Source organism: Candidatus Protochlamydia sp. W-9 (assembly GCF_001950615.1).
Taxonomy (GTDB): Bacteria; Chlamydiota; Chlamydiia; order Chlamydiales; family Parachlamydiaceae; genus Protochlamydia; species Protochlamydia amoebophila.
Map to the genome: position 1 here is coordinate 1 of NZ_BCPZ01000316.1, position 3,251 is coordinate 3,251.

1 protein-coding gene is annotated in these 3,251 nt (G+C 32.5%); it reads right to left on the reverse strand.

What is annotated here, in order from left to right:
* Positions 1 to 850 precede the first annotated feature (850 nt).
* The gene (locus BU804_RS09035; RefSeq protein ID WP_075883812.1) at positions 851 to 2,785 is read right to left on the reverse strand and encodes a hypothetical protein; all 1,935 of its coding nucleotides are present in this window, start codon (positions 2,783 to 2,785) and stop codon (positions 851 to 853) included.
* Positions 2,786 to 3,251: the final 466 nt, after the last annotated feature.

Here is a 3,251-nt window from a genome sequence, read left to right on the forward strand (position 1 = left end):
AATTGATTAGAAAAATCACCCACAAGACAAAACAGTTTGATCATCTCTATCTCACTCATTTTGGCCTCTTTCTTGAGTTTTTATTCTGGAAAACAAAATTTTCTAACAGAAAAGAGGCCTTTTTTCAACAAAGTTCTCTCAGAATATAGTCCGAAGATAGCTTACGTTAAACTGACGTTAATCCAGCATCAGTGAGTTTAGTATATCCTTGAAGATAAAAAACTTTTAAGTTTTTATAATTTTTTAATGCTAAGAAATGAGTGGTAATCAGATAGGTGTTTTTTAAAAAATTGAGACTTTTATCTCATTTGAGAAGTAATTTAAAAATTTTTCAAATTCTGTAATTTGCACCCATCAAGCAACTGTCCTTCTAAATTTTTTTCACAGCTTTTGTCAGTTGATAATAATCAGTTAATTGAATAAGAGAAAAGAAGTCTTCCATGAGAACATGAAAATTAGCATCCAACAGGCAATTGAATAAATAAATAAACTTTTTTTATGTCAAAGCGAGAGGATCTTGAAGGGTTTCTTGGAAATTTCCTGACCAAAGACTCTTAAAATAGGGCGATTTTTACTTTAACAAAAATATTTGAGATCTAGAGATACTTAGAGAATTCCATTTTGAAAGCTTAATTTAATTTCTTAAGGTCAAAACAAAAGTTCTGAAGCTTAATTGTTAGATCTACTTCTTCTACATTCATACGGCTATTCCTATTGAAAATACGTAAGAATCAATGTAATTTAAATGCAAAATTTTTAATTTTTAGTATGAAAAATGCTTAAGCTTGTTAATTGGTTGTAAAAATGCTTTAATTCAGACTAATTTAACAGTATAACCAAACTTAGATTGTTATTTCAAATGTGATACAGCACAGCTTACTAAGAATTTAAATTGCGCCAATCCAGCATCAGTAAGTTTATCGCAATAGCTTAGATCCAAATACTGCAGGGCCAATAAAGGCGTCAAATGCGCTAATCCAGCGTCTGTGAAATTGCTGCCTTCGCACAGATTCAAATGCTTTAAAGCTATTAATGGTGATAAATGCCTTAACCCAGCGTCAGTGAGATTACTGCAAAAACTCAGATTTAATTTTTGCAGGGTCACTAAGGAGGTCAAATGTGCCAACCCAGAATCAGTAATATTGCACATACTCAGATATAAAACTTGTAGGGCCGCTAATGGGGACAAATGCGTCAATCCATCATCAGTGAGATTTATGCACCCAGATAAATCCAAATTCTTTAGAGCTATTAAAGTTGACAAATGCACCAACCCAGCGCCCATAAGATTTCTGCAATGCCTAAGATTTAAATGCTGCAGGGCCACTAAAGGTGTCAAATACGCCAATCCAGCGTCAGTGAGGTTTTTGTTCCCACTTAGATCCAAATGCTGCAAGGTTACTAAGGGCGATAAATGCGCTAATCCAGCGTCAGTGAGATTTTTGCATCCTCTCAGACCTAAATGCTGCAGAGCCACTAAAGGCACCAAATGTACTAATCCGGCGTCAGTGAGATTTTTGTTCTCACTTAGATCCAAATGCTGCAAAGCCATTAAGGGAGTTAAATGCGCTAATCCAGCGTCAGTGAGATTTTTGCATCCTCTCAGACCTAAATGCTGCAGAGCCACTAAAGGCGCCAAATGTACTAATCCGGCGTCAGTGAGCTTACCGCATCCGCTCAGATCTAAATGCTGCAAAGCTATTAAGGGAGTTAAATGCGCTAATCCAGCGTCAGTAAGCTTGTAGCAATCCTGGAGATAAAGCTTTTTTAAATTTTTACAATTTTTTAACGCTAACAGATGAGTATTAATCAAATAAGCGTTTCTTGAAAAATGAAGTTCTTCTATCTCATTTGAGAAGTAATTTATAATTTTTTCAAATTCCATTAAATCAGGCGTCTGATTTAATAAGGCACTCACGACTGTGGATTCTAAATAATTTTTTAAAGCGTTTAAGTGATATTGATGGGCAAAATTCAAAAGTTCTTTTAATTCTACAAGGCTGTCTTTGCTGGAATTAAATAGCTCAAATTTCTCTGATTTATACCTATCAAGCAACTGTCTTTCTAAATTTTTCACAACTTCTGTTAGTAAATAATAATCGGCCAGTTGAATGAGAGAAGAGATTTCTTCTAAGGGAAATTTAAAATTAGCATCCAGCAGGCAGTAGAATAGATTAGTAAACTCTTTTTGGGTCAAAGCAAGGGGAGTTTGAAGAGTTTCTTGAAAATGCTCTGACCAAAGCCCCTTAAAATAAGGTGATTTTTTCTTTAACAAAACCAGTTGAGAATTTGAGAGATGTAAAAAAGTTCCCTCTTGGAAGCTCAGTTTAAAACCTTGAGGTAAAAACAAAAGTTCAGAAGGTTGAATTATTGGCTCAATTTTTTCTAAGGAAAGTTTATTTGAAGTATTTAAGTCCGTAAAAGTGTTTGAAGGGTCTTTTACAAGTTTGTTTTCACCGGCAGGATAATTATTTCCTTGTTGATGAGTTCTTGGCGAAGAAGAACTGGGATTTAAATTTGATAATAATGAACCTAATCTGTGATTTGTAGCTCCGTTATAAACAGCAACTTCTTTCGTTCCCCAAAAAATTTCTCTCCACTGTGATTGAAGTTGAACTTGATTGACATTATTAAAGAAGAGATTTAAGAAGCTTTGAAAAATTGTTTTACATAATAAAACAATGCGTCCAGAAAATTTTAAATGTTCGTTCGAGGAATTATAGGATAGATTATGCGTATTGACTGTCAAATCCCTACGATTAAAACTTAAATTGTATATATTCAAAATTACCACCTGAATTATTCAATATAAGTTATGTTTTATATAATTTATAATATTATATCAATAAAAATTATTTAAATATTAATGAAATTAATTTGATTTAAAATAAAAATTTTATTTATTTATCATAGATAAAACGTGTATTAATTTTTAATTAAATTTCAAATATCTATTTCCTTATTTATATTATTGAAAACTTGTATTCATTGATATTATTTAAATACGAAACTTTGGTCTTTAGTACGAAGGTGCTTAAGCCTGTTAGATTAGTTATGAAAATACGTTAATTCAACGCCAGTTTAACGTAAGCTATCTGCGAGCTACACTCTGAGGGATTTTTGTTGAAAAAAGGCCTCTTTTCTGTTAGAAAATTTTGTTTTCCAGAATAAAAACTCAAGAAAGAGGCCAAAATGAGTGAGATAGAGATGATCAAACTGTTTTGTCTTGTGGGTGATTTTTCTAATCAATT